Here is a 26,327-nt window from a genome sequence, read left to right on the forward strand (position 1 = left end):
CCGTCATCAAGGTACATGGTTAGCAATTCGTCATCCCCGAGAGGGAAGAATGACCGAGTCGGGGATCTCTTAACAGTTCCCCGAACCGAACTTATCGTCATCATACGGACCGATGATAACTAGGGCTTAACTGGGAAACTGATCTGCGCCTTCAAGCCACCTTCACTGCGATTATTGACCACCACCGCACCTTGATGTTGGCTAACGATACGTTTCACAATCGCCAAACCTAAACCTGTTCCTTCACTGCCACGAGCGGTGTCACCACGTGTGAACGGTTCAAACAACTTACCGACCTGGTCTTGCGGGATCCCAGGGCCATTATCTTCAACGGTCACCCAAGCCAGTTTATTATCCGCCGTCATGCCAGTCGATACCTTGACCCAACCATTGCCATAGCGCAGCGCATTCACCACCAAGTTACTCACGGCACGCTTCATCGCGATCGGGTTACCTAGCGCAGGCTTCATTGACTCTGGAATATCGGTTTCAATCTGAACCTCGTAGCCACCCTCAGAGCTTGATACTTCACGAGCAATATCATCGACAAATACCTCTTGGAATGAATTTCGATCAACGGGTTTTAAATAATCCATAAACTGACTGATGATCTCGTTACACTCTTCAGTATCACTGATGATCCCGTCGGCTAAGTAGGCTTCCTCTGGTGACATCATCTCAGTCGCTAAGCGAATACGCGTTAACGGAGTACGTAAATCATGGCTGATACCTGCCATCAACAAGGCGCGGTCTTCCTCTAGCTCTTGGATGCCTTTAGACATCTGGTTAAAGGCTCGAGTTACCGAGCGAATCTCTTGTGCGCCTTGAACTGGCAATGGCGGTGGAATATCACCTCGCCCGACACCTTGCGCCGCTTTCTCTAGCGCTATCAACGGACGGTTTTGCAATCGGATAAACAGCCAACCACCTGCGACAATCAACAGCGCCATGATCAGACTGTTACGAAACAGTGGTGCAAAATCCTCTTCTTGCAGCTCTGATAACGGAATACGAATTAAAGAGTTGGGTAACTGCGCAATGTCCATCCACAGCACATAGCTCTCTTTACCCAAGATCAGCCGCACTTCAGTTTCAGAACCCAGCTCCTTGGTCATCTCCTCACTCATCAGGTCGATTGCTACTGCATGGTAATACTCACCCGCGGCTTCGCTGTTTTTCGCGTGAACAGTTACCCCTAGCTGCTCAAGTACACGCTGACGTAGTGGCGCATCAATCTCGATATCACTGCCTTGGTCCAATACCAGGTTTAGCTCGTGTGCCAGAATCTTATTAAACTGCTGCAAACTTGGCATCAACGCATAGTTAAAAACCGCGTAATAAGAAAAAATTTGGCTAGCGACCAATAGCGTTAAGAAAAGCACTATCGACTGAGTAAAGGAGCTACGTATACGCATGGGGTACCCGAGATGTAGAAAGATAAAGAAAGTGTTATATGACTATAACTCTAAAACATTGTGCTGAATAGAAAACGGGCCATCGCATATTAATGAGATGACCCGTAAGATTCACAGAATCGATAAAGCTGCTGTAGAGCTTATTAAGCTGAATTACACAGCTTTGCCATCTGGAACGAATACATAACCCAAGCCCCACACCGTTTGGATGTAGCGAGGTTTGCTTGGATCTTCTTCAACTAGACGACGCAGACGTGAAATCTGAACATCGATAGAACGTTCCATTGCTGAATACTCACGGCCACGAGCCATGTTCATCAGCTTATCGCGAGACATTGGCTCACGAGCATTCGTTACCAATGACTTAAGTACCGCAAATTCACCCGAAGTAAGAGGCATTGGCTCTTCACCGCGGAACATTTCGCGAGTACCTAGGTTCAAACGGAATTCACCAAATTCAACCACAGACTCTTCTGTACTTGGTGCGCCCGGCGCTTCAATGACTTGGCGACGCAGTACCGCTTTAATACGAGCAAGCAGTTCACGTGGGTTAAATGGTTTTGGCAGGTAATCATCAGCACCCACTTCCAAGCCCACAATGCGATCCACTTCATCACCCTTTGCTGTAAGCATCAGGATTGGTAGCGAGTTGTTTGCGTTTCGTAAACGACGACAGATCGATAGACCATCTTCGCCCGGCAACATTAAATCCAATACCATCAAGTGAAAATTTTCACGGGTTAACAGGCGGTCCATCTGCTCACTGTTTGCCACGCTACGCACTTGAAAGCCCTGCTCTGACAGATAGCGCTCTAACAGTGCACGTAAACGAGCATCGTCATCGACCACTAAAATTTTGTAGTTTTCTTGCATGTAATGGTTCCACCTATTAAAGCTTAAACCTAAGGTTAAGCATTCTTGGTAAATTGTATAAGACATTAAAAATGTAACATTATTGGAGAAAAAGTCGCCTAAATAATTGTTAACGTATGTTGCCTTTCTATATATTCTATCTTAGATCATCATTTCATTAAGTCCGATTTATGAAAACCAAACTTATCACCCGAGAAGGTTATAACAAACTCAAAGCAGAACATGACCACTTATGGCACGAGAAGCGTCCAGAGATCACCAAAATAGTCACTTGGGCTGCAAGCCTCGGAGATCGTTCAGAAAACGCAGATTACACCTTCAATAAGCGTTTGCTTCGTCAGATTGATCGCCGAGTGCGTTTCTTAAGAAAGTTCCTACCTGATGTCACAATCGTGGATTACTCACCACAACAAGAAGGTAAGGTCTTTTTCGGTGCTTGGGTCGAAATTGAGAATGATGATGGAGAAATTAAGAAGTTTCGAATTGTTGGCCCCGAAGAGATCTACGGCGATGCTAAAGGCTATATCTCTATCGACTCACCAATGGCTAGAGCTCTACTCAAGAAAGAGGTAGATGATGAGTTTACGGTAAAAACACCGGAAGGCGACAAAGAGTGGTTCATTAACTCGATCAGCTACGCAGATAACGAATAACCAAACCTAATAGACACTTAGCGATGAGCTGAGTGTCTAAGCAAACCCAAACTCCAGATAAAAGAAAACCCCGCAAGGCTTTCGCCTAGCGGGGTTAAGTCTCTATCGCAGCAATCCGGCTACTGTTTATCTCTTCGAGATAAGGTGCTCCCTGCATCTTTCCTTGATAGTGGCTAAATCCTTTAACCAATTTCCTTTTTGTTCATCGCCATCCTAGCGGTGTCCATTCTAGCCTGTCATCCTGACTGGCGAATCTCATCCAGAGATTATCACTTCCTTGCTGACCACTCATCCTAAGTAATCAAATCTTCATCCTGAAGATACCTAGTCCATTAGGCTTTTTCCTGTTCCTGCCAACTCCCTGTCGACAAGTTAAATATTACGGTAATTGCGCGAGTTTCCTAGATAGTCCTAAAAAATATTTACTGTGGTAAATACACCCTAAAACATCAAAACCAATAAAATCATAAACTTACATCTTTATTGGGACAATTTACTGAGTTTAAAGCGACTTAGTCTCACATCACTTGTAAGAGATCTCGCACAAAGCAGGTATCAGAAACGGAAATTCGACTTCTGACAGGATAATTACACAGCCAAAGCTAGAAAAAGCGTACGCTCACCCCCATGTATTTGTCATGATATTAAATAAGAGATTCATCGGATGAGCCAAGCTATCTGTCGACTGATCGCTGAAGAACTGAATGTCCGTTCTGAGCAAGTCACTGCCGCAGTAAACCTAATTGATGACGGTAACACCGTTCCCTTTATTGCCCGCTACCGTAAAGAAGTTACGGGTGGCTTAGACGATACCCAACTACGTAACCTTGATAGCCGCCTTTCATACCTTCGCGAGTTAGACGATCGTCGCCAAACGATTCTTAAGTCGATTCAAGACCAAGGAAAACTCACGCCAGAACTCGAGCGTGATATCACTCAAGCAGACAGCAAGACTCGCCTAGAAGATTTATACCTACCATACAAACCAAAGCGCCGTACCAAAGGTCAGATCGCGATTGAGGCAGGTTTAGAGCCACTTGCCGATACGTTATGGAATGCACCACAGCACGATCCGGAAACGGAAGCGGCTAACTTCATCAGCAGCGATAAAGGCATTGCCGATACCAAAGCTGCACTCGATGGCGCACGTGCGATCATCATGGATCGCATTGCGGAAGACGCAAACCTGCTTGAAAAGATTCGCCAACACCTAAACCGTAATGCAGAGCTTGGTGCTCGTGTTGTGGCTGGCAAAGAGAACGAAGGTGAGAAGTTCAAAGACTACTTCGAGCATAACGAAGCTCTGAGCAAAGTACCGTCTCACCGTGCACTTGCCATGTTGCGTGGCCGCAATGAAGGCTTCCTAACGCTGGCAATGAACGCAGACCCAGAGCAAGAAGAAGGTGTGCGTGGTTCATACTGCGAGAACATCATCTCTGATCACTACGGTATTACCTTAAGCAGCGCACCTGCGGATGCTTGGCGTAAGCAAGTGATTAGCTGGGCATGGCGCATCAAGGTTTCGATGCACATGGAAACTGAATTGATGGGCGCAATGAAAGAGCGTGCAGAGATCGAAGCGATTGAAGTATTCGCAACTAACCTAAAAGACCTACTCATGGCTGCGCCTGCTGGCCCTCGTGCAACTTTAGGCTTGGACCCGGGTTTACGTACCGGGTCGAAAATCGCTGTCGTGGATTCAACCGGTAAGGTTTTGGCAACAGAAACGATTTACCCTCACCCACCGCAAAAGCAATACGACAAATCTGCACACGTGGTTGAGCAGATGGTTCGTCAATACAATGTTGATTTGATTGCGATTGGTAACGGCACGGCTTCACGCGAAACCGACAGCTTTGTGGCTGATGTAATTAAGCGTGGCAACCTAAAAGCGCAAAAGATCATTGTTAGCGAAGCGGGCGCATCGGTGTATTCTGCGTCTGAACTAGCAGCAAAAGAGTTCCCGAACATGGATGTATCAATTCGTGGTGCGGTGTCTATTGCTCGTCGTCTGCAAGATCCACTGGCAGAGCTAGTGAAGATTGACCCTAAATCGATCGGTGTGGGCCAATACCAACACGATGTGAGCCAAACTATGCTTGCTAAGCGCTTAGATGCGATTGTCGAAGACTGTGTAAATGCGGTTGGTGTTGATGTGAATACCGCTTCGGCTGCGCTACTGACTCGTGTTGCTGGCCTGTCTAGCACCATCGCTCAGAACATCGTGGATTTCCGTGATGAGAATGGTCGTTTTGAAGCGCGCACTACGTTGAAGAAAGTGGCTCGTTTAGGTCCTAAAGCCTTTGAACAGTGTGCGGGTTTCCTACGAATTATGGACGGCAAGAACCCTCTCGATGCATCATCGGTTCACCCAGAAGCTTACCCTGTGGTGAAAAGCATCGCTGAGAAAAACCACAAAGACATCAAATCTCTGGTGGGTAACACAGACTTCCTGCGTGGCTTGCATGCGATTGATTACACCAATGAAAACTTTGGTGTACCAACGGTAAGCGACATCATCAAGGAGCTGGATAAACCGGGACGCGACCCTCGCCCTGAGTTCAAGACCGCCACCTTCGCTGATGGCGTAAACAGCGTTTCAGACTTAGAACCGGGCATGATTCTAGAAGGTGTGGTGTCTAACGTGGCCAACTTTGGTGCCTTCGTTGATATCGGTGTTCACCAAGATGGCTTAGTGCATATTTCAGCGCTCACCGATCGCTTTGTCTCTGACCCCCGTGAAGTGGTTAAAGCGGGTGACATCGTCAAAGTGAAGGTGATGGAAGTCGATGTTCAGCGTAAACGTATTGCACTGAGCATGCGTATGAAGGACGAGCCGGGACAAGACAACCGAGCGCAACGCTCAAGCACGCCTCGCACGCAAAACCGCCCGAACCAAAATTCACAAGGCGGACAACGCCGTCGCGAAGAGCCGCAACAAAACGCGGCGATGGGTGGTGCGTTCGCTGCTGCATTTGCTAAAGCGAAGAAATAATCCGTTAAACTGATTCGCCTAAAACAGAAAACCTGCATCCCTAAGGGTATGCAGGTTTTTATTATGTGTTCAAAAAAGACATCGAAGCTTGGTTGTATTCTTCGTGCTTATACTCAAAATAATTGGAGTTGCAGCTAGGTAACCTTTTCCTTACAAAGGAATGAAGTTCAGCCCTATGAGCATAGGGGTTCTATGTGATTAGGGTGAACTTACGCAGTTAACAACGCTGCGGCTTCAAGTATGAAGAGTATAATTACAACACGACCAGCATCTCTGATGGAGTATGAGGCGCAACAGCATGACCATAATGATATTTTATGACCTTACGTCGTTTCTCCATCTGTCCCTCCTGAATCGCCGCATCTAAAACATGCTTTGGCAGGCGGAAACGCATGGTATAGCCTTTTCCTTGGTCGGCACTGTATGTTCTCAGGGCCAACAAGCTGAACAGTCTATCAAAAGGATCTTGTGACTCTTCTTGGCTAACCGAATTGGCCTCTGACTCGTTCTCCATTTCATAACCAGGATGATCTGAAGGATCCCAAGCCGACTGCTGCCTTCGTTTATCGTCCGACTTTACCTTGCGCTCTGCATTGGTTCTCGCCAATGCTACTGCGGGAGCAACAGGCTCTCGGACTTTATTATCACGCGCAACTTGCTCTGTTTGCACATTAACGGACGGGGCGATTAGTGGCACACTCACTGCAGTTGCAGGTGACACAATCATCGCGAACTCTCCTCAAGAATCGCCCATCGTTTTTGCTATAACGCTGTTGTACTGTGAGTCAGCACAACAGGCATAGCCCAACTTAGCGCAATCAGCTCAGGAGAGAGTGAGGTCTGAGTATCAAGCAACACGTTGGTGTTATACCAATCGTAGTAAATAACTGCTCATCCTAGCTTGTTAAAATGCTCGATAACGGCGTTAGAACTTTTGATTGTAGAATAACTACTTATCAAAAAGCTCTGCCTTGTTCTCAAGCCTTTTTCCTACGCTATTTTTGAACACTTACTTACTTTGATTGGTATTAGGTTATATATCGACCAAGCCAGCGATAAATTTAGCGATTATTTTTGGGCAAAGCTGATCAGCTCGCTACAAAAGGCATCGGCTTCGGTCATAAATGGCGCATGGGATGACTGTGTGAAGATGTATTGCTCGGTATGAGGCAAGGCAGTGCCTAAGTCTTTTGCAACCTTGATTGGCACAAGCCCATCTAATCGACCATACAAGCGCAACATAGGCACTGAGATCTCAGGCAGCTGTTCACGCAGGTCAACATCCGACAGCATCTTTAGGCCCGCCAATAAAGAATCTGGATTCGGCAACGGACGTGAAAGCACTGCTTGCTTGAGTTGTTTTACATCTTGCCTTGCTGAAGGGCTGCCCATAGCTTGCAATGCCATAAAGCGTTCGATGGTGGTCTGAAAGTCTTCCACTAACTGTTCAGTGAAAGCCGTTAATACATTGGGTTGAATGCCTCGCCACAAAACAGGTTCTTTTGCAGCGGCGAATTTGGGAGAACTGGCGACCGTCACCAACTTGCTTACGTAATCTGAATGATGCAGAGCCATGTGCGTCGCGACCAAACCACCAAGTGACCAACCGACCCAAATCGCTTGCTTTGGTGCTTCGGCCAACAGTTGCTGAGCAATCTCTTCAAGATCTTGAGCGTGGCAGTGCGCGCTGTGTCCATACCCTGGTAAATCGACAACATGCACTCGAAAATCAGCTTGTAATGCATTTACGGTTTGTTGCCATACCGCACCGTTCATTCCCCAGCCGTGAACCAGTACTAAATCAGGCCCTTGCCCAGAAACATGCCAATATAACGCGTCACTCATTCTCAATATTCCCTACTTTTTCCATCAGCGATAATCCGCGCTTTTCAGTATGGTTAGCAAAAGGAACACCATAACCCAAAAGCATCGCGAGCTATGTTATCCGATTGGCTACAAAAACACACACCACGTCTGGTCACACCTCAATGCCACCTATGTAAGCTCGATAAGCTTCCCGAGGACGCACATCCTCGATGGTGCAATTCTTGTCTCAAGCTCTTTGAACCTGTACCACGCTGTCAAAGATGTGGCTTAAAAACCATCACCACTGTCGATCAATGTGGTGAATGCTTAGCTAATCCTCCGCTTTGGCATCGGCTCTATTGCGTCGGTGATTACACCTTCCCAACAGCAGGCTATATCCAACAAATGAAATACGCTGATAAGTTTTGGTTTTCACGTGATCTGTCTAAGCTATTGGCATCACGTATCGATCAACCTGCTCCGTTGCTCACCAGCGTACCGCTGCATTGGCGCCGATACACTCATCGTGGCTTTAATCAAAGTCAGCTGCTAGCCAATTACACGGCTCAAGAGCTTGGCGTTAAAAGTGATGTGCTCTTTCGTCGAATTCGCTCAACAGCTTCCCAGCAGGGGCTGACTAAATCCGCACGATTACACAATCTAAAGAGCGCTTTTGCGCTGAGAAAACAAGACTTTCAAGGAATGGTTCCCTCTCATGTCGCGATAATTGATGATGTTGTAACCACCGGCAGTACTGTGTATCAATTATGCCAATTACTACTTGAAGTGGGCGTTAAAAGGATTGATATTTACTGCATCTGCCGCACTCCTGAGCCCTCTGGATAAAAGCTGTGAATCACTACTTGTACAGCAATCCAACAAAAAAAGGGCTGAATTACAAATCTGACAGGAGTAGAATGGTGCTAATAACCTACAAATCTACTCAGGTATTCGTCGTGTCAAATATTACTATTACAGAAACAGCTCAAACTCACTTTGCCAATCTGCTGTCACAGCAGCCTGAAGGTACAAACATTCGTGTGTTCGTGGTAAACCCAGGCACACAAAACGCTGAGTGTGGTGTTTCTTACTGCCCAACAGATGCTATCGAAGCGTCTGATACCAAACTTTCTTTCGAAGCATTCTCTGCATACGTAGATGAGCTAAGCCTACCATTCCTAGACGAAGCTGAGATTGACTTCGTGACTGACAAAATGGGCTCTCAACTAACGCTTAAAGCACCAAACGCTAAAATGCGTAAAGTATCTGATGATGCACCACTTGTAGAGCGCGTTGAATACGCAATCCAAACACAGGTTAACCCGCAGCTTGCTGGTCACGGTGGTCACGTTAGCTTGGTAGAAATCACTGAAGACGGCGCTGCTATCGTTGCATTCGGTGGCGGCTGTAACGGTTGTTCTATGGTTGATGTAACGCTAAAAGAAGGCATCGAGAAAGAACTTCTTCAACAATTCGAAGGTGAACTGACTGCTGTTCGTGACGCAACTGAGCACGATCGTGGTGAGCACTCTTACTACTAATTACTCAGTTAGTATGAATCACTGATTAAAAAGGTTGATGCGCAAGCATCAACCTTTTTTGTTTTGAGGCTAAGTTGATACGCCCCCTATGCTCTTGTATTCCTGAACGAAATAACCAGAATTCTCGGTTGGTTACCATCTTGAGTAAGGTATTCAAGTGATCGCAATCGGTTCCTGCTCTAATAATTCTAGGATATGAAAACTCGGATCTAGGAACTCAACGTCATTTCCCCTATATTAGAATGACTTTATAAGAAAGAATTCCAATGAGCTAAGGAGCGAGCACAATGACAAAAAGGACCAAGCCAGAGATTTTGGCTCAGCAAACTGTCGCTCAATCAAAACTATTCTCTATCGAGTCTCTCGATTTACGCTTTTCAAACGGCGAACAGCGCACTTACGAACGCATGAAGCCTAGTGGCCGCAACGCAGTAATGATGGTTCCGATTACTGAACAAGGCGACATTCTATTGGTGCGTGAATACGCAGCGGGCACAGAACGCTATGAACTGGGCTTTCCGAAAGGGCTTATCGATCCAGGTGAGCAGCCAAACGAAGCCGCCGTTCGCGAACTCAAAGAAGAGATAGGCTTCGGTGCCAACAAGCTTACTCCGCTGAAGGAAGTGATCCTTGCACCCTCTTACTTCTCTAGCAAAATGACGCTGTTTATCGCCGAAGACCTCTACCCTGAAAAACTTGAAGGTGATGAACCAGAGCCACTCGATATTGTGCGCTGGCCACTTGCTCAAGCCGAAGAACTGTTAACACATCTCGATTTCTGTGAGGCTCGCAGTATTACAGCCCTGCTTTTAAGCCTTCGTGTATTAAACAATAACTAGAACATTCAGGCTCGCTCTAAGAGTAAGAGAACATTTATGCCAATAACAAAAGATTTGTCTCACCTCCTACCCTCTGTCATTGAGATTGCTCGCTCTGCAGGACAACTGATTTTAGAGATCTACGAGAAAAAGGATTACGAAGAGTTCATTAAGAGTGATGACACTCCTGTAACCAGTGCCGATCTTGCAGCACATAAGCTGATATTAAAAAAACTCAGTGAATTGACGCCTGATATTCCCGTATTATCCGAAGAAGACGCCGACATCAGCCTAGAGCAACGCTCTCAATGGGATCGCTACTGGTTAGTTGACCCACTGGACGGCACCCAGGAGTTCATCGCACGAAGTGGTGATTTTGCGACAATTATCGCCCTAATCGAGCATAACAAGCCAGTGATGGGCGTGGTATACGCACCCGTTTCAGGTGTGAGCTATTACGCTTACAGTGGCAAAGGCGCTTGGAAGATCCCAGACCTTAATGACAGCGTGAAAATCAAAACGCATCGTCACGAGCTGCCAAACCAGTCAATCGCTATGGCGATCAGCCGTCGCCAAGACATCAATCGCATCACTAGCCGTATGAGCTCAGCATGGAATTATGATTTGGTTCCTCTTGGCTCAGCAGCGCTTAAGGCCTGTTTAGTCGCAGAAGGCGCTGTGGATTGTTACCTGCGCCTTGGACCAACCGGAGAGTGGGATACCGCCGCAACGCAGTGCATTGTTGAAGAAGCTGGCGGACGTATCTTAAGTACTCAGCTAGAGCCGCTTTCGTACAATGAAAGAGAAACGCTAGAAAACCCGAACTTCATTGTACTCGGTGATGCAGACTTACCGTGGGTAGAAATTTTGCAAGGCAAAGACTAGGCGAGTTTGCTCCCTGTAACTCTCATTATTCAAACAAAACGGGCACCTTAATGAGGTGCCCGTTTTTTATATCTCGTAATTTAGTAAGCCTTAGCTATTTAGCTAAAAACGACCTTGATAAGTAAACTGGTACTTACCTTGGCTATCAGGGTTGCCCAGCCACTTAAGTTGACTCTGCATTGCTGGCGGGAATTCCGCTCCCGGCTTAAACCATGCCGCCGACGTGTAGCGTTGGTTAGGTGTTACGCTCGCTGAGAACTCACTGTCTACCTGATCGCTCTTCTGAGTGCCTTTCGCTGCAATTGCGCTGTCTTCACAGGTTATGTCCGCAATCACAGGACCAAGGTCTAACGAACCAACAGGAGAGTCGACTGTGGCACCAGACCAAGCCAGTGTACCTTCGCCAGATTGACACCAAGGCTGAGCGTGAACCGCATGCTTAATCGTCAGTTCAACTTGTCCGCCAATTGAAACCGGTACTGGAATGGCTGGGGCGTATTTCATCACGTTCATAGCAGGCATTGAGGCCACTAAGTTCTCTGCATACGCACCACTCATGCTGTACCCGACACGCCCTTTACCTGATAAGTTCATGTCGCTGTTGCGGCCAAAACGAACCGCTAGTTCTGCTTTGGCTTGAAATAGCTTAGAAAACTGGAAATCCCACTGCACTGAACCGTAATTGATGCGCTGCCACACGATGTTGTTAGCGCTGCCTTGCCAAACGGTGCCCTCCACGCCTTCGATACTCAAGCCGCGCACAGCAGGAGCCTGCTTGAGAGCAAAAGAAGCCGGCAAGTGCAGCAACAAGCTGACCGAGAAAAAGACGATAAAGATGCTACTGAAGAGCAGGCCATACTTAAAAGATAAACCGCGTTTCACATTAACCTCGTTTAAACTGTAGTCGGTTGACGTCAATAACCCCAGGGTTATCAGAGCGATCAATATCCATAAACTCGACCTCAACACCCTGTTTTTCTTTCAGATATGTTAGCCAGTCAACGAACTTATTAAAAGGCACTGGTTTTACCCACACTTGCAGCATCTCGCCACGTGGTTGTACACGTATCAGCTCGATATTAAAACGACGCATAGAAGCAGGCACAGATTGATTCAGAGGTTGGCTAGCACTGATGCCACCGCTACCTCGTAGCTCAACTACTTCATTGGCTTTATTGGTTACCCAAGCCAGTAGTTGCTTCTCACTTTGAATACGGGTCTGCGCAAGTTCAGCTCGCTGACTGAGTGGCTGGATTAGCCCCCAATAAACGACACCAACCACCAATAAAATTGAGCAACCAATAACTAATCGTTGCTCTCTTTGACTTATTGAAGTCCACCACGCTTGGAGTGGCTCAATCATATTTCTCATCACTGATCTCCTTACGCAGGTTATTGATGGGGTTTAAGAGTAAAGCTGCCAAATACGGCATCGCCATTACGGTTTAATGGACCTTGTTCGACGGTAAACTTCTCTTCGAGCTTCACTCTCGCGGTCTCAAAATGTTGGAAGTCAGAGCTTTTCGCCTGTAATCGAATCTCAGAACGATTACCATCGTAACGAATGCTTTCAACTTCGATTGATTTCACCTGACCTAAGGTTTCAGGCAGCAATGCTAACCAACCCAATAAAGAGTCACCATCGCCCGAGCCGCCATATTTTTTGGCTTCATCGTTCATCTGGCGCTTAAGGTAGCTGACCGTCGGAATACGCTGTTTACCAGGCAGCACCGCTCTAAAGATACGCTCACTCTCCATGCGGTAGGCTTGTGCTTGCGCTTCATATTGCTGAACCTTCAACACTTGTTGAGTCACAATCACAGCCACCAGCAAACAAGCAGCAATCGCGACTTTCTGCCATACACGCCAATATTTACTGAATGAAGATTTGGTTTTAAAGGTGCCAGTCAGTAAATTTACGCCGCTGATGATCGCTTGTTGGCTCAGCAAAGACATCACTAATTCCGCAGGCTTTGCTTGCCAATTCGCGCCGCTTTGCTGTTGAATGTCTTCGCTCGGCATTGCGGTGTAGCTGAAGATAGTCGTCGCTTGCTCTTCGTCATCAGCAACAACCCAATCACTTTGCAAAAACATCGGTAACCATGCTTCGCTGATCGATACGGCTTGATAGTTACCTTGATGTTGAGAGTTACCCTGGCGTAATAGCCAATGCTGGTCGATCTGCAATGCACTGATGCCTTGCTCTTCAAAAGGCACGGCCAGTGTATCTGGCAACACCTTACGGAAGATAATATTGGCTTCGCGAAACAGGTCTAACGCTTGCTTTAACCATTCACGATCGACACCACACACTGTCGCGTGCGTTGCGTCTTTATCTAAAATAGTCAGGTGTAAGTCTTCGATATCTTGTGCGACTTCGTCTTCTAATAAAAACGGCAGCATAGAATCGAACTGGCGAGCAGCACCTTTCGGGATCTCAACACGCTTAATTAAGCATTCATTTCCCGGCAATAAAGCGATACAGCTGCGCTTCTCAGCGTAAGGCGTTAACTCATCAAGCTGCTCCCAGCTAGACAGTTCGCCACTTGCTATCACTTCTTGTTGGCTTGTCGACCAAACTAACCACTGCACACGGCTTTGTGGTTCGCTACTCAGTCGAACGGTCAGAAACTCGCTCACTGATTCCTCCAAAACGACGGCGTACTACCGTCACTGTTTCTCGATTACTACTATAGAAAAGCGTCCGTATACGTACACGTGACTGCTCAACTAATACCTCTGCATCAAGCTCAAAATAGGCGCTATCTACAGTTAAATATGCTTTCGCCTTTTTACTAACTTCGGCACTCACACCCACAATGGCAGGTTCAGCCATAAACGCATCCACCGTATCCCAGCCATCGAATGGGCGTTTGTCTATCAGCTGTTTGGCATCCGATTCACTTAAGCCGGGGGCAAACATCGCTTCCAATAACGGCGCCTGCTTTTCCGTAAGAGTATTCACATTCAAACGGAAATCGTCGCTCGGCAGAGCACAAACAAAGGGGCGAACCTTATTCATCACCTCACCCGTGACTTGATAAACCGCGCGTAGCTCGGACTCATCGGCCATTAAGCCATTCGCTGCCAAATAAGATGGCTTCATCGCCTCATAAGTACTGTCTTCTACACCTGCTGAAGAGGTGGTTCGGGTATCACTATCAACAAATTCCCAGCTTGAATGTGCGATAACCTCGGCCTGATAAGGCTCAACATCTTGGTTTTCCAACAAGGTTTGCCAAACCGTAATTAAATAAGGCGTTTGGTTACTTGAAGTCGTCGTCACACCAGCCAACGCATTGAGATTAAAACATGCCTGAGCATCAACAATACGGCCTTTAACTTGACCATAATCCAATGGGTATACCTGTTCTTCTAACGCCCATGGTTGACTCAAGTTGACGGTATCACTGTCTTTGTAGCTTTGCCTAATGCCGTCTTGCACCAGCGCTTCTACACCAATGCTGTACCAGTAAGCCTGTTGGTAATTCAATTGATTGCCAACGCGCTTGAATTGAGTAAACAGGCGTTCCGACATACTGCCAGCGATGGTTGCCATGATCGCCAGTAGCATCAGGATAATGATCAGCGCAACACCACGCTGCTTGCGCCCCATGGCAGACCTTGTCAGTGCAAGCTTGTTAGTTCGATGAGTCATTATTCCCCTCATTACTACTTGAAGAGTCACTGTTTGAAGAATCATCGGCCTGATCTAGCGTGCCACCTGGGGTGAGATAAATACGCTCTATCTCACCATAATCTTTCAAGGTTAGCTTTAATCTTACCGCTTTCGGTAGCGATTTGTCGGTTTGCCACTCTTTCCCCCAGCGGCTTCCGTCATAAAACTCGAATTCCAAGCTTTCAACATCATCAAGCAAAGGCGTAATCACACCCTCTTGACCTGCAGGGGTATCGGGGTAACGCCACCACACACGCTCAAGTGTTTCTTCTTTAATGCGGTAACCCACTTTGGTGACTTCTCCGCGAGGAAACTGCTGCTGTGGGTTATGCCAGCCAAGGCGAGTAAACATGATGCCAACGCTGTCGGAATCCAGTAAATACTCTTTAATTAAGATCAGCTTAGATGATGCTTCTTCACCGTTGGTACGAAATTGTCGCACCGCCATCTGGCGAAAATCATTATCTAAAATGACCAAGCTACGCTGCAGTTGATTTAAACGAGCACTGCGTTCGATTGAAAGCTCGTTGCTGCGCTGAACCTGATTGACTACCTGATAAGCCGCCATGCTTAACGTGGCAAAGATAGCGATCGAGACCAAAACCTCAATTAAGGTAAAGCCTCTCCCTTTCGAAGATAGTCCTTGTTTACGAGGCACACGTTTATTGGCGGACATGCTCTTACTTAGCGACTTGCTCTGAGCTAACGACACGCTTTTAATTAACCACATAGCTGCGCACCGTGACCACTGGAGAAGCTTGTTTACTGGTTGCCACACTCACATCAAACGCCTTTAATAAATCATCGCTAGTATCGATTGGCGTGACCTTCCAAAACCACTCTCTCTCGGCCAACTCTTGTGTGCCCTGCGCTTTTTTTAGCTTCTCAGGATGCAGCATCACCAAAGCCATTTGATTATCAACGACCATAGCCGCGAAGGTTTTTTCTTCTAGATAACTGAGGGTATTGATGTGCTGAGTAACAGCACGAATCACACTGATCGCCGCAGTCGCAAAGATAGCGAGCGCAACCAATACCTCAAGCAGCGTCATTCCTCGAGAACCAAGGGGCATACCACGAGAACGATAAGGAGAACGGTTATTCCTCTTCATCTTCTTCTCCCGGTTCTAGCAGTCGAATCACACCATTGTCCAATACTCGAATACGCCAACCATCTTGTATGGTGTCTCCGGTATTTGGATAAAACGACAATACAAATGGCATCATTTCAGCACTCGACAAGATGTAGATCTGTGGTGGTTTCGGCTTCTTTTCCTCTTCAAGATCAGCAAACATATCTTCATCAAACAAGCTTCCTGGATTGAACAACCGATCATCGTCTTCCCATGCGCCACCACCTAAGGTCAGTGACAATGCGAGTTCTTCCGGTAGTTCAGTTAAAGAGGGGATTTTTTCAAAATCGACTTCTTGCCAGCCTTCAGACTTAAGCGCCATCAGTACATAGGTCGATTTCTTTTCATCAACTCGAACGCCAAAATCTAAGCCGCTCAAAATCGCCTCTTCATTGAGTAATTGAACTCGCTGATAAAAGCTTTGAGCGTATTTTTTAGCAACATCTTTGCTATTGGTAGGAATGGTCGCGATCACCGCAACCGCCGTTACTGACAGTAATACCAACACCAAAAGAATCTCAATCAAGGTGAAACCTGGCTGTGTTTGCTTAGTTTTCACCTTGTAGACTCCATCTGTTTACGTCCTACCATCAATAACGTATCAAGCTCAATAACTTATCAACCAACAGCAACGAATCAAACAATAAGCTGAAGCTTATTGAAAATCCTGCATGTTCCAGTTGCCGATATCCGCAGCAATACCTTCACCACCTTCTTGGCCATCAGCACCAAGAGTGAAAATATCGATAGTGCCGTTATCACCAGGGCTTAGGTATTGGTACTCGTTACCCCATGGGTCGTTTGGCAGGCGCTTGATGTAGCCACCGTCGCGGTAGTTACGAGGCTCTGGGCTGCTTGGCTTAGAAACCAATGCATCAAGACCTTGATCCGTTGTTGGGTAAACGCTGTTATCCAGTTTGTACATATCTAGCGCGTTCTCTAGCGCCACGATATCAGTGATGGCTTTTTGTTGGTCAGCCTTCTCTTTATTACCCAATAGGTTAGGTACAACAAAGCTCGCCAATACGCCAAGGATAACCACAACAACCATCACCTCGAGTAGAGTAAAGCCTGATTGTTTCTTCATTCTGTTTTTCATTATTTTCTCCAAATTACAGACAGCGAGTTGAAGGTAATAATGTCCTTCTTCTCGTTAATCCAAAAACTAACGTCTTATGAGCAGTTGATTAACCACTCATCAAATTATTCATTTCAAGCATCGGCATCAGAGTCGCCATCACAATGAACAGCACTAAGCCTGCCATCAAAGCGATAAGTGCTGGCGTAAAGATACCTAACGCGATATTCACCGTCGATTCAAAGCTTTGGTCTTGGTTGTCCGCCGCTCTTGTCAGCATTTGCTCTAACTGACCACTCTGCTCACCACTGGCGATCATATGCAGCATCATTGGAGGGAAGAGTTTGGTTTGATCGAGCGCTTTACGCAGGCTTGCCCCCTCTCTAACACTGTCTGACGCCTGCAGTACTTGCTGCTTCACATGGTGATTCGACATCACATCTACCGCTACCTTCATCCCTTCAAGGATAGGAATCGCACTCGAGGTACAGATAGAGAGTGTTCGTGCAAAACGAGAAGTATTAATCCCTTTCGCGATTTTTCCGATCAGTGGAATGCTTAATAGCTTGCGATCCCAACTCATGCGAACGCCCGGCTTTTTCAGCGCGGTCTTAATCAACACAATCACACCGATGATCAACAACAGTAATTGGATACCCCAATTCTGGATAAATTCACTCGATGCCAATAAAAATTGTGTCGATTGAGGAAGCTCTTGGCCCATTTGGATAATAGGCTCGACAATCTTAGGTACCACGGTTGCCAACAGGAACGAAACAATCGTAACCGCAAACACCACTAGCACGACTGGGTAGATCATCGCTTGCAGCAACTTAGAGCGCATCTTCTGACGGTTTTCTGCGTAATCAGCCAGTCGCTCCAATACCGCATCTAAGTGACCCGATTTCTCACCAGCTGCGACCATGGCTCTAAACAGTTCATCAAAGATGTGAGGGTAATCAGCCAAACTATCCGCTAGCGAATAACCTTCCGTTACCTTCGAACGAACCGCCAGTAACATGGTTCGAATACGAGGTTTTTCAGACTGTTCGGCAACGGCTTTCAAGCACTCTTCTAGCGGCATGCCTGATTGCACCAAGGTGGAAATTTGGCGAGTAATCAAAGCAAGATCAGGTGTACTGATACCACGCTTAAAACTGGTCGAAGGTTGAGAGCCTTTGGCATTTTTTGCCTTGGCTTCAGTCATCTCAACCGGCATCAAGCCTTGTTCTTTTAAGCGCTGGCGAGCCTGACGAGCGTTATCCGCTTCAATCGAGCCCTTTTTGCTTTTACCCTTGGCATCCAGTGCTTTGTATTCAAATGCCGCCATACTAGACTTCCTTGGTCACGCGCATCACTTCTTCTAGGGACGTGACCCCTTTCAGAACTTTGCTCAAGCCATCATCTCGAATACTTGGTGTTGTGCCACGAATTGCTTTCTCAATTGCCTGTTCACCCGCTTCACTGTGAATCAGCTCTTGTACTGAGTCATCAATCATCAGAAGCTCATGAATACCCGTACGACCTCGATAACCCTTATGGCCACACTCTTCACAACCTTTGGCATGGTAAAGCGTCAGGCTGTCTTTCTTCTTCAACCCAAACAGTTTTTTCTGCTCTTTGTCCGCTTCATAAGGTTCTTTACAGTCGTTACACAGTGTGCGAACCAAGCGCTGAGCCAAAACACCCAGCAGTGAAGAAGAGATCAAGAAGGGTTCGATGCCCATATCACGTAGACGCGTAATCGCACCGATTGCCGTATTGGTATGCAGAGTCGACATTACCAAGTGACCGGTCAAAGAGGCTTGAACAGCGATCTCTGCGGTCTCTAAGTCACGTATCTCACCAATCATTACCACATCGGGATCTTGACGAAGAATGGCACGTAAACCACGCGCAAAGGTCATATCAACCTTAGGGTTTACCTGCGTTTGGCCAATACCATCAATATCAAATTCGATTGGATCTTCAACGGTTAAGATATTTCGCTCGTTGCTGTTGAGCTCTTGCAGGCCAGCGTACAAAGTGGTTGATTTACCAGAACCCGTAGGACCAGTAACCAAAATAATGCCGTGTGGGCGCTGAATAAGCTTACGGAAGTTTTCGTGGTTCTCGGCCGTCATACCTAAACTGTGCAAGTCTAGACGAGTAGCGTTCTTATCCAACAGACGCATTACCACACGCTCACCGTGCGAAGACGGCATGGTTGAAACACGAACATCAACCGCTCTACCACCAATACGCAGAGAAATACGACCATCTTGTGGCACGCGTTTTTCCGCAATATCTAACTTAGCCATAACCTTTACACGCGAAACTAACAGCGGAGCCAGTTTACGGCTCGGCGCCAACACATCACGTAACACGCCATCGATACGGAAACGGATAGACAGTGACTTCTCGAAGGTTTCGATATGAATATCCGAAGCACCTTCTTTGATCGCCTCGCCCAACATCGCATTGATTAACTTGATGATTGGCGCATCGTCTTCCGATTCGAGCAAGTCTTCATCTTGTGGCAACTCTTCTGCTAATGAGAAGAAATCGTCGTTGTCGGCACCAATGTCTTCCATTAGCTGACGAGCTTCCGACGAGTCACGTTGATACGCATCGGTTAATTTTTTATCAAATTCGTCTGCGCTGATCGCTTGTGGCGTGAAGCCATTTTTCACCACACGGCTTACTTCAATGATCGCCGCCGATTTTAGAGGCTCCACGTAATAAAGTACCGGCGGACGCTCTGGGTGCTGATATTCCAACACCATCTTGTAGCGATTCGCAAAGCTAAACGGCAAGCGCTGATAAGTACGTGCCGCCCCTACCAATTCAGCCATTATTCTGTTTCCATTTGATCGATGAAGGCTTGGATCTCAGCCGGGTGATTCATGTCTGCACCAAATTTAGGCAGTACTGGAATATTATCGTCAGCCATCAGTTTCAAACCTTGCTCCGCCTTGTACAACTGCTCTGCACGAATGAAATTGTATTTACGCTGAGTGATACCATCCGCCGTCATGCCATCACGAATGATGGTTGGCTTAATGAATACCATTAGGTTCTTTTTCTCAACCTGAGTGCTGGTAGATTTGAACAAGTGACCTAGCAATGGGATATCACCCAAGAATGGCACCTTAGACTCACTCTCTAATGCACGCTCGTCAATCAAGCCACCGAGCACCAACATTTGACCATCTTGAACAATCACTGAAGTATTCAATTGACGCTTAGCAAAACGCACATCAACCGCACCATTTGCGCCTAATACGTTCGATACTTCTTGTTCTATTTGCAGCTGAACCGAGTCACCCTCGTTGATTTGTGGCACCACTTTAAGCTTGATACCCACTTCTTTACGATCGACCGTCTGGAATGGGTTATCGTTACTTGAGCCTGCGGTAGAGCCAGTTAAAACAGGCACCTCTTCGCCCACAATGAACGACGCTTCGCCGTTATCCATCACGGTGATACTTGGAGAAGATAGGATATTTGAATTTGAATCGGTCGCTACTGCACTGATCAAGGCAGTCCAGTCACCCATTACCACGCTCATTGCCGCGCCATTAACACCAGAAAGTGCGGAGGCTAAAGATGAGTAGTCACCGGATTCGGTCACGCTATAAGGGACTCTATTACCATTATTGTCAGTGTAGTATTCTGTACTCGTTTGATCTTTTGCTTCTTCCAAACCAACCATCACACCGCCAATCGATGCACCAGTATTGCTGTACTGAATCATAGCTCCCGTTTCTAGATTACCCCATTGCACACCAAGGTTAACGCCGTCACCTTCTGCCATTTCAACAATCAAGGCTTCGATCAATACCTGAGCACGACGAATATCCAACTGGGAGATCACATCTTGTAGCGCGTTCATAATGTCTGGTTGCGCTGTAATTACCAAAGAGTTGGTATCACTGTGAGCTGAGATCATTACCTGGTTGCGTTGTGATGAACTGCCTTTGGTTGATGATTGTTTCTCTTGTTGCAGGTTATCCGACACGCCTTTCAGTACATCGACTAAGTCTTCTGCTTTTGCGTATTTGAGGTAGATAACTTGGTTGTTACCCTTGGTTGCCATTTCGACATCAAGCTGCTCGATTAGCTTTCTTAAACGGCTACGTACCTTAGGGTCACCGGAAATAAGAATTGCATTAGTACGCTCATCGGCAACCAATTTAGGCTGTAGAAATGCAGGCGTATTCTTCGCATCTGTGGTTTTGCTTAGAGCATCAACAATGCGCACCATCTCTGCCGCTGATGCATTCTTTAGCTCAACGACTTCAATCTCTTTATCACCCGCTTGGTCAACACGCTTGATGATTTCAGCTAAACGGTTTACTACCGCCGCTCGGCCTGTAATAAGGATGATGTTGGCTGGGTCGTAGTGCACAACGTTACCCGCGCCAGCATTGTCGTTCAGTTGACGAAGCAGAGGAGAAAGTTCACGAACCGATACGTTACGAACCGTCACTACGCGTGTCACTACGCTATCACCAGTGATCGAATCACGGTCACCAACAACAGGGATCGCCGAAGTTTTCGAATCTTTGGCTTTGATGATCTTAAGAACACCCGAGTCCATTTCGACGACCGCGTAGCCATACACCTCTAATACGTTTAAGAAGAAGCTGTAATATTGCTCTTCATTCAATACGTCGTAGCTTCGTACATCGATTTTTCCGCGCACCGATGGATCAACGATGATGGTCTTCTCTAGGTTACGACCAACAATATTAATAAACTCTTGAATATCAGTGCCTTTAAAGCTGGCACTAAAATCACTCGCGATGGCTGCGGGTGTGCAGATTAAGCTTCCTGCCAATAACCATGCACTTTTCTTAAACCAATGCTTCACGTACTTCTCCTACACTTTCGTCCTTCGTTAGACGCAAAGTTTTAAAATTCAATAAACACTTCATGTTGTTGACCATCTCTCTCGACGACGAGGTTTAGCTCTGTCAGCTCTGAGATAGAACGGAATATGTTGCCCATAGCGGCGGGGTCAGTCAGGTCTTGACCATTTAACTGAGTAGCAATATCTCCGTTTTGGAGCCCTACTGAGTTAAAAAGTTCTGAATCTTTGCCAGGGCTCACACGATAACCAATAACGCTATCGTCGCGCTTCACCTGAGACAGTCGAACATATTGGAAGATTTGTTGCGGATCTTTCATTATCTTCGCTTTAATTTCATCAAGCTTCTCTTCTGCAGAAGCCGGGTTATTACCACGAACCGAAGAAGAGCTACGAGGTGCTGCAGGCGCTGATACGGCTAAACGCTTGTACTCGATACCTTCAAGCATCAAAGTTTCGTCTCGTCCTGAGTTATCGATGATCACGCGATCGATTAATACGGCTTTTAACTTGGCTCGAGTGCCTTCAATCTCTTCATTAATTCCGTAGGTCGCTTGCGTGCCGCGATTGGCGATCACCGCTAAGCTCAGTTTTGGATTCGAGCTCGCAACTGCGCCCACTAAAACGAGGTTTAATCGCGTCTTAGGCGCATCTTGGATAACTTGCTGTTCAACCACAGCGGGCGTGCTTGGGTTGTAAGCACCAAACATGTTGCTCTGCTGCAAAGAAGAGATATCAAGGGTCGATTGAGGTGCTGAAGACGATGAAGCCGTCGCTACCCAAGGCACAACGGTTTGCTCAGCAGGTTCGATAAACCATGCAAGCTGTCCTAAAATCCATGCGGAAGCTGCAATCAATACACAACAGGTCGCTAAGCTTAGTTTCTGCTGAAGTACAAATCCATTCTCTAATAAGCGGCTCAACATAGGAGAATTCCCTACGCGATTTTTGAGCTCTAAAAAGTTCACTTTCCTAGTCCCTTTTCATGACGACAAACGCTGCAAATCATTAAACTTTCAGCTTTTTTATTCATTCGTTCGATACCAAACTTATTTAAGCAATAAGATCCTGAACTATACCATAGCAAATCGATAAATCGGTATAACATGGCTATTTTGTATTATGACTTGAAAAAAATGCCAACCGCCTCCACTTTAAGCTTCTACTTAATGTGATAAGCATCATCAAAAACATGTTGCGCACTGTTCATTACAGTTAAACCGCATTCATTTCTCACTTAATAAGGCACAGCCCTATATGAAAACTGCTAATGAAGCTGTCAGACTCGATAAATGGTTGTGGGCAGCTCGTTTTTACAAAACCCGGTCTATTGCTCGTAACATGGTCGATGGTGGCAAAGTCCACTATAATGGTCAGCGCAGCAAGCCAAGTAAAATTGTCGAACTTGGGGCAGTAATTACACTGCGTCAAGGTAATGAAGAAAAGACGGTGACTATCGAGAAAATCTCAGCCCATCGTGGTGGAGCCCCGATCGCTCAAACCCTCTATGAAGAAACCACCGAGAGCTTGGCAAAAAGAGAAGAGTTTGCACAACAGCGCAAGCTAAATGCTCATAGCCCAGCACCAGAACGTCGCCCAGATAAAAAGCAACGTCGTGACATCATCAAGTTCAAGACTCAATAAGCTAGAAGGAATAGCCAAATGGCAGACCCAATGTCTACAAGTAATGTTTTAAATCGCTACCTATTTGAAGACCTATCAGTACGTGGTGAATTGGTGCAGATGGACGAAGCGTACCAACAGATTATTTCTAGCAAGGAATACCCAGCTCCAGTACAAAAGCTGTTGGGTGAGCTACTGGTTTCAACGACGCTACTAACGGCGACCCTAAAGTTTGAAGGTTCTATCACAATGCAATTGCAAGGTGACGGCCCAGTATCTCTAGCAGTTATCAATGGCGATCACGATCAGAAGATCCGTGGTGTTGCTCGCTTTGAAGGCGATATCGCAGACGACGCTGGTCTACACGACCTAATGGGTAAAGGACACCTAGTGATCACCATTGATCCTAAGAAAGGTGAGCGTTACCAAGGTATCGTTGGTCTTGAAGGTGACACGCTGGCACAAGTGCTTGAAGGCTACTTCGCTAACTCTGAACAGCTTAAGACTCGTCTATGGCTACGCACTGGCAAGCATGAAGGCAAAGCACACGCTGCAGGTATGTTGCTACAAGTAATGCCTGACGGTACTGGTACTCCAGATGACTTCGAACACCTAGAGCAACTAACAGATACAGTGAAAAACGAAGAGCTATTCACTCTAGAAGCGAACGAACTGCTTTACCGTTTGTACAACCAAGAGAAAGTACAGCTATTCACACCACAACCGGTTGAGTTCTTCTGTGGCTGTTCACGCGATCGAAGTGCAGCAGCAATCATTACTGTTGCTCAAGAAGAGATCTACGACATCCTAAGCACCGAAGGAAGCGTTGGTCTACACTGCGATTACTGTGGCACAAACTACTCGTTCGACAAGAATGATGTTGATGCACTGTACGCAGAAGCAGCAGATAAAGGCAGCAATACGGTTCATTAATTTACGGCGTACCAAAAACACGTAATTTACCCCAAAAAGGTCAGCACTCAGCTGGCCTTTTTTGTGATCAAAATAGCGCAAACTCCGTAACATCTCGTAATAAAATCACCGCTTAATTTTAATCAATTAATAATGTTCTCGCCCCTAGCGCAAAGGTTTGCGTACAGGATAGACTAGTTGGGCCAATATGTGACGAGGCGCTTAAAACCCCATGGTTAATATGGATATTTTTTGAGCTATATCCCTGTTTCCCCCGAGTCTCGTTGCTAGCATGGTGAGCAGATAACAATAAAAAATTAATACAAAATCCCTACAAAATATCCTACAAGGAGCACCTATGACCGTTATGGAACATACAAAGGCTGCACAAATTGATCTAACTAAGCACGGACTGACTGGCGTTACTGAAGTTCTTCGTAATCCTAGCTACGAGCAGTTATTCGTTGAAGAAACACTGCCAGGTTTGGAAGGCTACGAAAAAGGCGTAGTAACGGAACTAGGCTCTGTTGCGGTAGACACTGGTATCTTTACTGGCCGCTCACCAAAAGATAAGTACATTGTTAAAGATGACACGACCCGCGATACCATGTGGTGGTCAGATCAAGGCAAAAATGACAACAAACCGATTACAACTGAAGTATGGAATGAGCTGAAAGAGCTTGTGACAACTCAGCTATCTGGCAAGCGCCTGTTTGTCATCGACGGTTATTGTGGTGCTAACCCTGATACGCGCTTAAGCGTGCGTATTATCACTGAAGTAGCGTGGCAAGCGCACTTCGTTAAGAACATGTTCATTCGTCCAACAGACGAAGAGCTAGCAACGTTCGAACCTGATTTCGTGGTAATGAACGGTGCTAAAACAACTAACCCTAACTGGGAAAAGCAGGGTCTAAACTCTGAAAACTTCGTTGCTTTCAACCTAACAGAGCGCGTTCAAATCATCGGTGGTACTTGGTACGGCGGTGAGATGAAGAAAGGCATGTTTGCAATGATGAACTACCTGCTTCCTCTGCAAGGCATTGCTTCAATGCACTGTAGTGCAAACGTCGGCGAGAAAGGCGATGTAGCCATCTTCTTCGGCCTATCTGGTACAGGTAAAACTACGCTTTCAACCGATCCTAAACGTGAGCTAATCGGTGATGATGAGCACGGTTGGGATGACGATGGTATCTTCAACTTCGAAGGTGGTTGTTACGCGAAGACTATTCGTCTATCTAAAGAAGCAGAACCTGAAATCTACAATGCAATCCGTCGAGATGCACTACTAGAAAACGTAACGGTTCGTGGTGATGGTTCTATCGATTTTGATGACGGTTCAAAAACTGAGAACACTCGTGTTTCTTACCCGATTCACCACATCGATAACATCGTTAAACCAGTATCAAAAGCCGGTCACGCTCAAAAGGTTATCTTCCTGACTGCTGATGCATTCGGTGTACTACCACCCGTTTCTAAACTGACTCCAGAGCAAACGAAGTACCACTTCCTATCTGGCTTCACTGCGAAACTAGCGGGCACTGAGCGTGGTATTACTGAGCCAACGCCAACGTTCTCTGCGGCATTTGGTGCGGCATTCCTAACTCTTCACCCAACTCAGTACGCTGAAGTGCTGGTGAAGCGTATGGAAGCAGCTGGCGCTGAAGCTTACCTAGTGAACACAGGTTGGAACGGTACTGGTAAACGTATCTCTATCCAAGATACTCGCGGCATCATCGACGCTATCCTAGATGGCTCAATCGACAAGGCTGATACTAAAGTTATCCCTATGTTTAACCTAGAAGTGCCACTAGCGCTACACGATGTTGACCCAGCGATCCTTGACCCACGCGATACGTACACTGACCCTCTACAATGGGAAAGCAAAGCGAAAGATCTAGCAGAGCGCTTCATCAACAACTTTGATAAGTACACTGACAACGCTGAAGGTAAATCACTGGTTGCGGCTGGCCCTCAACTGGACTAACCCAACCATCTGCTCGGGCTTAGCCAAAAACGAACGCCCAATTTAAAGTGATATTTTTGTAGCAAGCCCCTCTTTTGAGG

At 46.5% G+C, this 26,327-nt stretch carries 25 protein-coding genes; 9 read left to right on the plus strand and 16 right to left on the minus strand.

What is annotated here, in order from left to right:
* Window positions 1–119: 119 nt before the first annotated feature.
* On the minus strand, window positions 120–1,415 hold the full coding sequence (envZ, locus tag OCV19_RS15435; protein ID WP_065675972.1) for a two-component system sensor histidine kinase EnvZ: 1,296 nt from the start codon (window positions 1,413–1,415) through the stop codon (window positions 120–122).
* A gap of 153 nt (window positions 1,416–1,568) precedes the next feature.
* Entirely contained in the window at window positions 1,569–2,288 is a 720-nt protein-coding gene (gene ompR / locus OCV19_RS15440; protein WP_008218409.1) for an osmolarity response regulator transcription factor OmpR, read from the minus strand.
* Window positions 2,289–2,458: 170 nt separating this feature from the next.
* On the opposite strand from ompR, the gene greB reads away from it, so the two are divergent.
* Window positions 2,459–2,941: a transcription elongation factor GreB gene (greB, locus tag OCV19_RS15445; protein ID WP_048607646.1), complete on the plus strand. Its 483-nt coding sequence runs from the start codon at window positions 2,459–2,461 to the stop codon at window positions 2,939–2,941.
* Window positions 2,942–3,605: 664 nt separating this feature from the next.
* Window positions 3,606–5,936 (plus strand): Tex family protein, encoded by a 2,331-nt coding sequence (locus OCV19_RS15450; protein ID WP_065675971.1) that lies wholly within the window; start codon window positions 3,606–3,608, stop codon window positions 5,934–5,936.
* 253 nt (window positions 5,937–6,189) lie between these two features.
* Here OCV19_RS15450 and OCV19_RS15455 read toward each other — a convergent pair whose 3' ends face one another.
* Both OCV19_RS15455 and bioH read right to left on the minus strand, forming a co-directional pair.
* Window positions 6,190–6,663, minus strand: coding sequence for an ATP-dependent Lon protease (locus tag OCV19_RS15455; protein WP_065675970.1), 474 nt, complete (start codon window positions 6,661–6,663; stop codon window positions 6,190–6,192).
* A 341-nt stretch (window positions 6,664–7,004) separates the two neighbouring features.
* On the minus strand, window positions 7,005–7,781 hold the full coding sequence (bioH, locus tag OCV19_RS15460; protein WP_065675969.1) for a pimeloyl-ACP methyl ester esterase BioH: 777 nt from the start codon (window positions 7,779–7,781) through the stop codon (window positions 7,005–7,007).
* Window positions 7,782–7,874: 93 nt separating this feature from the next.
* On the opposite strand from bioH, the gene OCV19_RS15465 reads away from it, so the two are divergent.
* The 4 genes from OCV19_RS15465 (at window position 7,875) to cysQ (ending at window position 10,986) form a co-directional block, all read left to right on the plus strand.
* Window positions 7,875–8,588: a ComF family protein gene (locus tag OCV19_RS15465; protein ID WP_167352281.1), complete on the plus strand. Its 714-nt coding sequence runs from the start codon at window positions 7,875–7,877 to the stop codon at window positions 8,586–8,588.
* 110 nt (window positions 8,589–8,698) lie between these two features.
* Complete coding sequence (gene nfuA, locus OCV19_RS15470; RefSeq protein ID WP_029405734.1) at window positions 8,699–9,283, plus strand: Fe-S biogenesis protein NfuA; 585 nt, start codon at window positions 8,699–8,701, stop codon at window positions 9,281–9,283.
* Window positions 9,284–9,570: 287 nt separating this feature from the next.
* Window positions 9,571–10,122, plus strand: coding sequence for an ADP compounds hydrolase NudE (gene nudE / locus OCV19_RS15475; RefSeq protein WP_019826462.1), 552 nt, complete (start codon window positions 9,571–9,573; stop codon window positions 10,120–10,122).
* Window positions 10,123–10,158: 36 nt separating this feature from the next.
* Window positions 10,159–10,986: a 3'(2'),5'-bisphosphate nucleotidase CysQ gene (cysQ, locus tag OCV19_RS15480; protein WP_017062477.1), complete on the plus strand. Its 828-nt coding sequence runs from the start codon at window positions 10,159–10,161 to the stop codon at window positions 10,984–10,986.
* Between the two features lie 102 nt (window positions 10,987–11,088).
* On the opposite strand, the gene OCV19_RS15485 is transcribed toward cysQ, so the two are convergent.
* The 12 genes from OCV19_RS15485 to gspC form a co-directional block, all read right to left on the minus strand.
* Entirely contained in the window at window positions 11,089–11,868 is a 780-nt protein-coding gene (locus OCV19_RS15485) for a type II secretion system protein N (RefSeq protein ID WP_065675967.1), read from the minus strand.
* A gap of 1 nt (window position 11,869) precedes the next feature.
* Entirely contained in the window at window positions 11,870–12,358 is a 489-nt protein-coding gene (locus OCV19_RS15490; protein ID WP_019826466.1) for a type II secretion system protein M, read from the minus strand.
* Between the two features lie 20 nt (window positions 12,359–12,378).
* Window positions 12,379–13,626: a type II secretion system protein GspL gene (gspL, locus tag OCV19_RS15495; protein ID WP_065675966.1), complete on the minus strand. Its 1,248-nt coding sequence runs from the start codon at window positions 13,624–13,626 to the stop codon at window positions 12,379–12,381.
* On the minus strand, window positions 13,595–14,644 hold the full coding sequence (gene gspK / locus OCV19_RS15500) for a type II secretion system minor pseudopilin GspK (protein WP_048612451.1): 1,050 nt from the start codon (window positions 14,642–14,644) through the stop codon (window positions 13,595–13,597). The genes gspL and gspK overlap by 32 nt, the downstream gene beginning before the upstream one ends.
* Complete coding sequence (gspJ, locus tag OCV19_RS15505) at window positions 14,628–15,395, minus strand: type II secretion system minor pseudopilin GspJ (RefSeq protein ID WP_065675965.1); 768 nt, start codon at window positions 15,393–15,395, stop codon at window positions 14,628–14,630. Before gspJ ends, gspK begins: the two co-directional genes overlap by 17 nt.
* Window positions 15,382–15,777 (minus strand): type II secretion system minor pseudopilin GspI, encoded by a 396-nt coding sequence (gene gspI / locus OCV19_RS15510; protein ID WP_048607624.1) that lies wholly within the window; start codon window positions 15,775–15,777, stop codon window positions 15,382–15,384. The genes gspJ and gspI overlap by 14 nt, the downstream gene beginning before the upstream one ends.
* On the minus strand, window positions 15,764–16,357 hold the full coding sequence (locus OCV19_RS15515; protein ID WP_065675964.1) for a prepilin-type N-terminal cleavage/methylation domain-containing protein: 594 nt from the start codon (window positions 16,355–16,357) through the stop codon (window positions 15,764–15,766). The genes gspI and OCV19_RS15515 overlap by 14 nt, the downstream gene beginning before the upstream one ends.
* Window positions 16,358–16,453: 96 nt before the next feature.
* On the minus strand, window positions 16,454–16,897 hold the full coding sequence (gene gspG / locus OCV19_RS15520; RefSeq protein ID WP_017062485.1) for a type II secretion system major pseudopilin GspG: 444 nt from the start codon (window positions 16,895–16,897) through the stop codon (window positions 16,454–16,456).
* An 88-nt stretch (window positions 16,898–16,985) separates the two neighbouring features.
* Complete coding sequence (gene gspF, locus OCV19_RS15525; RefSeq protein WP_065675963.1) at window positions 16,986–18,206, minus strand: type II secretion system inner membrane protein GspF; 1,221 nt, start codon at window positions 18,204–18,206, stop codon at window positions 16,986–16,988.
* Window position 18,207: 1 nt separating this feature from the next.
* Window positions 18,208–19,710 (minus strand): type II secretion system ATPase GspE, encoded by a 1,503-nt coding sequence (gene gspE / locus OCV19_RS15530; RefSeq protein ID WP_065675962.1) that lies wholly within the window; start codon window positions 19,708–19,710, stop codon window positions 18,208–18,210.
* A complete protein-coding gene (gene gspD / locus OCV19_RS15535) occupies window positions 19,710–21,731 on the minus strand; it encodes a type II secretion system secretin GspD (RefSeq protein ID WP_065675961.1) in 2,022 nt (673 codons plus the stop codon). The genes gspE and gspD overlap by 1 nt, the downstream gene beginning before the upstream one ends.
* 41 nt (window positions 21,732–21,772) lie before the next feature.
* On the minus strand, window positions 21,773–22,654 hold the full coding sequence (gene gspC, locus OCV19_RS15540; protein WP_065675960.1) for a type II secretion system protein GspC: 882 nt from the start codon (window positions 22,652–22,654) through the stop codon (window positions 21,773–21,775).
* Between the two features lie 331 nt (window positions 22,655–22,985).
* Between gspC and hslR the strand changes: the two genes are divergently transcribed.
* The 3 genes from hslR (at window position 22,986) to pckA (ending at window position 26,247) form a co-directional block, all read left to right on the plus strand.
* Window positions 22,986–23,372: a ribosome-associated heat shock protein Hsp15 gene (hslR, locus tag OCV19_RS15545; protein ID WP_017062490.1), complete on the plus strand. Its 387-nt coding sequence runs from the start codon at window positions 22,986–22,988 to the stop codon at window positions 23,370–23,372.
* An 18-nt stretch (window positions 23,373–23,390) separates the two neighbouring features.
* Window positions 23,391–24,284, plus strand: coding sequence for an Hsp33 family molecular chaperone HslO (gene hslO, locus OCV19_RS15550; protein ID WP_065675959.1), 894 nt, complete (start codon window positions 23,391–23,393; stop codon window positions 24,282–24,284).
* Window positions 24,285–24,621: 337 nt separating this feature from the next.
* Entirely contained in the window at window positions 24,622–26,247 is a 1,626-nt protein-coding gene (gene pckA, locus OCV19_RS15555) for a phosphoenolpyruvate carboxykinase (ATP) (protein ID WP_048661293.1), read from the plus strand.
* Window positions 26,248–26,327 lie beyond the last annotated feature (80 nt).

Origin of the sequence: Vibrio celticus, from assembly GCF_024347335.1 — a bacterium.
In the GTDB taxonomy this organism is placed as follows: domain Bacteria; phylum Pseudomonadota; class Gammaproteobacteria; order Enterobacterales; family Vibrionaceae; genus Vibrio; species Vibrio celticus.

What these genes read in the sequence shown, in the direction of transcription:
- envZ (WP_065675972.1), bottom strand. Translation starts at nt 1,415, where the DNA reads ATGCGTATACGTAGCTCCTTTACTCAGTCGATAGTGCTTTTCTTAACG.
- ompR (WP_008218409.1), bottom strand. Translation starts at nt 2,288, where the DNA reads ATGCAAGAAAACTACAAAATTTTAGTGGTCGATGACGATGCTCGTTTA.
- greB (WP_048607646.1), top strand. Translation starts at nt 2,459, where the DNA reads ATGAAAACCAAACTTATCACCCGAGAAGGTTATAACAAACTCAAAGCA.
- OCV19_RS15450 (WP_065675971.1), top strand. Translation starts at nt 3,606, where the DNA reads ATGAGCCAAGCTATCTGTCGACTGATCGCTGAAGAACTGAATGTCCGT.
- OCV19_RS15455 (WP_065675970.1), bottom strand. Translation starts at nt 6,663, where the DNA reads ATGATTGTGTCACCTGCAACTGCAGTGAGTGTGCCACTAATCGCCCCG.
- bioH (WP_065675969.1), bottom strand. Translation starts at nt 7,781, where the DNA reads ATGAGTGACGCGTTATATTGGCATGTTTCTGGGCAAGGGCCTGATTTA.
- OCV19_RS15465 (WP_167352281.1), top strand. Translation starts at nt 7,875, where the DNA reads ATGTTATCCGATTGGCTACAAAAACACACACCACGTCTGGTCACACCT.
- nudE (WP_019826462.1), top strand. Translation starts at nt 9,571, where the DNA reads ATGACAAAAAGGACCAAGCCAGAGATTTTGGCTCAGCAAACTGTCGCT.
- cysQ (WP_017062477.1), top strand. Translation starts at nt 10,159, where the DNA reads ATGCCAATAACAAAAGATTTGTCTCACCTCCTACCCTCTGTCATTGAG.
- OCV19_RS15490 (WP_019826466.1), bottom strand. Translation starts at nt 12,358, where the DNA reads ATGAGAAATATGATTGAGCCACTCCAAGCGTGGTGGACTTCAATAAGT.
- gspK (WP_048612451.1), bottom strand. Translation starts at nt 14,644, where the DNA reads ATGACTCATCGAACTAACAAGCTTGCACTGACAAGGTCTGCCATGGGG.
- gspJ (WP_065675965.1), bottom strand. Translation starts at nt 15,395, where the DNA reads ATGTGGTTAATTAAAAGCGTGTCGTTAGCTCAGAGCAAGTCGCTAAGT.
- gspI (WP_048607624.1), bottom strand. Translation starts at nt 15,777, where the DNA reads ATGAAGAGGAATAACCGTTCTCCTTATCGTTCTCGTGGTATGCCCCTT.
- gspG (WP_017062485.1), bottom strand. Translation starts at nt 16,897, where the DNA reads ATGAAAAACAGAATGAAGAAACAATCAGGCTTTACTCTACTCGAGGTG.
- gspF (WP_065675963.1), bottom strand. Translation starts at nt 18,206, where the DNA reads ATGGCGGCATTTGAATACAAAGCACTGGATGCCAAGGGTAAAAGCAAA.
- gspE (WP_065675962.1), bottom strand. Translation starts at nt 19,710, where the DNA reads ATGGCTGAATTGGTAGGGGCGGCACGTACTTATCAGCGCTTGCCGTTT.
- gspC (WP_065675960.1), bottom strand. Translation starts at nt 22,654, where the DNA reads ATGTTGAGCCGCTTATTAGAGAATGGATTTGTACTTCAGCAGAAACTA.
- hslR (WP_017062490.1), top strand. Translation starts at nt 22,986, where the DNA reads ATGAAAACTGCTAATGAAGCTGTCAGACTCGATAAATGGTTGTGGGCA.
- hslO (WP_065675959.1), top strand. Translation starts at nt 23,391, where the DNA reads ATGGCAGACCCAATGTCTACAAGTAATGTTTTAAATCGCTACCTATTT.
- pckA (WP_048661293.1), top strand. Translation starts at nt 24,622, where the DNA reads ATGACCGTTATGGAACATACAAAGGCTGCACAAATTGATCTAACTAAG.